Origin of the sequence: Pseudomonas sp. FW300-N2A2, assembly GCF_017351735.1 — a bacterium.
In the GTDB taxonomy this organism is placed as follows: Bacteria; Pseudomonadota; Gammaproteobacteria; order Pseudomonadales; family Pseudomonadaceae; genus Aquipseudomonas; species Aquipseudomonas migulae.
This window is the reverse complement of record NZ_JACNDU010000064.1, coordinates 1-2,835: the sequence shown is the minus strand read 5'-3', so window position 1 is coordinate 2,835 and position 2,835 is coordinate 1. Positions and strand designations below refer to the sequence as shown.

The following is a 2,835-nucleotide window of genomic DNA, read 5'->3' as shown; positions in this document are numbered from 1 at the left end:
GGGCTTGCGCGTGAATCTTTTCGGCGAGGCAGATCAACCGGTTCAATCCTGGGATGGCCGGGGTTCGCAACGTTGGATGCACTACGACAATCAGCTGCGATTGACGGCGCTGTTCGAGCAGGCGTTGGAGGGCGAAGCGGTTTGCGCAGAGCGTCTGACTTATGCCGCGAACGCCCCGGCTTTTGCCGATCACAACCAGTGCGGCCAACTGATCAGCCACGCAGACCTTGCCGGTGTTCTGCTGTTCAACGACTACGGATTAACCGGCACGCTACTCGAGCAAGAGCGGCATCTCGGTGACATCGCGCAGTCGTTTTCAACGCACTCACGCTTCAACCCACCGGGAGACCTGCTGTCCCGGACCGATGCCCAAGGCAACGAGCAACGCTTCAGCCAGACCGTGGACGGTCAGTTGCGCGCCGTGGATTTGCGTTTGAGCCACACGACCCAGCACCTGCCGATGGTCAGCGCCATCACCTACAACGCCCACGGCCAGGTCGAAAGGGAAATTGCCGGCAATGGCGTGATCACCACCCTTGAATACGCCGCCGAGGATGGGCGTCTGCAACGGCTGCTGTCCCGGCTCGGCCAGAACGAGCCGTTGCAGGATCTGCGTTACAGCTACGACCCGGTCGGCAATGTGCGAAGCATCAAAGACGCCGCGCTGCCGATCCGCTACTTCGCCAATCAGCGTATCGAGCCGGTCAGCGATTATTGGTACGACACGCTCGACCGGTTGATCGCGGCCACAGGCTGGGAGGCCGGCGCGGTCAAAAACGGCCCGTCGTCGGCAATGACGGCGGACCCCGCCATGCCCGGCAACTACCGCCAGAGCTACCGTTATGACGCCGGCAACAACCTGCTCGAACTGATCCACACCGGCCCGCAAAACCCCGGCCATCGTCTGGTCGCCGATGCTCACAGCAACCGCTGCCTGCCGGTGCGCGATGGTATCGAGCCGACTGAACAAGACTTCCGTGACAGTTTCGACGCCAATGGCAACCTGCTGACGCTGCAACCGGGGCAAACGTTGCGCTGGGACGCGCGCAATCAATTGTGTGAAGTCCGCCCGGTGGTGCGTGATGCCGAAAACGACAGCGAGCATTACGTTTACGCAACCGACGGCCTGCGCGTGCGCAAAGTCCGCTCGCTGCAAACCAATGCCCAAACGAACATCATCGAAACCCTGTATTTGCCCGGCCTGGAAATCCGCACCCACAGCGGCACCGGTGAAGTGCTGCACGTCATCAACGTGGCGACCGGGCGCGGCAGCGTGCGGGTGTTGCACTGGGAGGCGGAAAGACCGACCGAGATCAGCAACGACCAGCAACGCTACTGCCTGACGGACCATCTGGGGTCGAGCACGCTGGAGCTGGATCAGCACGCCCACCTCATCACCCAGGAAAGGTTTTACCCGTTTGGCGGCACGTCATGGTGGAACGGCACGACGGTGCAGGTCAGCTACAAAACGGTGCGGTACTCGGGGAAAGAGCAGGACGCGACGGGGCTTTATTACTATGGGTTGAGGTATTACATACCTTGGTTGCAGCGATGGATTAATCCGGACCCTTTGGGGGATGTTGATGGGTCGAATTTGTTTTGCTTTGTTGCAAACTGTCCTTTGAATTTTGTGGATTTACAAGGAGGGGTGAAAGTACCTGTAGGGGCAATTTTTTCAAAGGATGTTCAAAGTTTGGTTGATGGTGGGAAGTATATTGGTGCGCAATCTTTGGCTCGTGCTAAATCTGTTTCTGATGTCCTCGTTGTTAATAAGTTGGTGTCATCTTTTATTCCTGAGGTTGATATGCTGTCGATGACCGTATTTCAGAATAGACACGATAATACAATTTATCGAGCTAGCTCTGCGGTCGAGGGTGTGGGATTTTTTGTGAAAAAAATGCAGAGCCCGGAAGGTCCTCAGCGTGAAGAACTTGCCTATACCGTTAGTGAAATGCTCAATTTTCATCTTGTCCCTCCTACAAAAGCCAAGGCGAAATCAATGGTTCAGCAGGAAGTAATTGTTGCTGGAGCTGACACTAAAGAAAGGAGGATTTTACCTGAAGCGGCCAAGCTTTTTTATTTTCTTATTAATGAATTCGATGATAACTCTGGTAATCAGTTGTGGGATGCTCTAGGTAACGTATACTTGATAGATCATGAGTCGGCTTTTTCTGAAAACAAAAATTCGATTTATAACTTGTCTGCTGTTGATTTGTCGAAAGCGTTCAATGCGGAGCGCTGGGATAAATTTAAGTCGATTGGTAATGCTGAGTGGAAGTCAATTATTTCCGAGAAGTATTCGACTTTATCGAAGGGAGAGGTAAAAGCATTTGTGGGGCGGATTACAGATACTAAGGTTGCAGTGCAGCGAGAAATTGATCGAGGTGCGGTAAGTTTTGGGCAGAAGCGCAGTTTTTTACAGCGAACATTAGGAAGAGCAGTCTCTTGAATTCAGGAAATGGGCATTAGTTAATAAAAAAGCCCCACCCAATCCACTACGGATAGGGAACGCAGTGACCTGGACGGGGGCTTCTTTGTTGCCGATGACTTACTGCGCGGTGGTTTTCACCGAAACCTCACGCTCAATCGGCGTAGACCGACCATAGATATCTTCAAACCGCTCGATATCGTCCTCACCCAGATAGCTACCCGATTGGAATGGGGTGGCCGGTATTCGTACCACTCATCGAGACTGTAACTTTTGACAGTAGCCAGACAAGGGTTTTAGGCATTTGCTGATCGTCATTCTTCGAGATGAATTGTCATGGATGCTCAAGTAACGGCCATGCACCGCCATACCCCAAAGCTGATTGCCATCGATCCGCGTGGTCTGGT

General features: G+C 53.6%; 1 protein-coding gene and 1 pseudogene. One reads left to right on the top strand and one right to left on the bottom strand.

Annotated features, from left to right (window positions below):
* The coding region (locus J4E42_RS29590) for an RHS repeat-associated core domain-containing protein (protein WP_310650446.1) at positions 1-2,449 on the top strand (2,449 nt) is incomplete at its 5' end.
* Between the two features lie 99 nt (positions 2,450-2,548).
* Here J4E42_RS29590 and J4E42_RS29300 read toward each other — a convergent pair.
* Positions 2,549-2,656 (bottom strand): annotated as a pseudogene (locus J4E42_RS29300) (alginate biosynthesis protein AlgA); the annotation flags it as partial.
* Positions 2,657-2,835 lie beyond the last annotated feature (179 nt).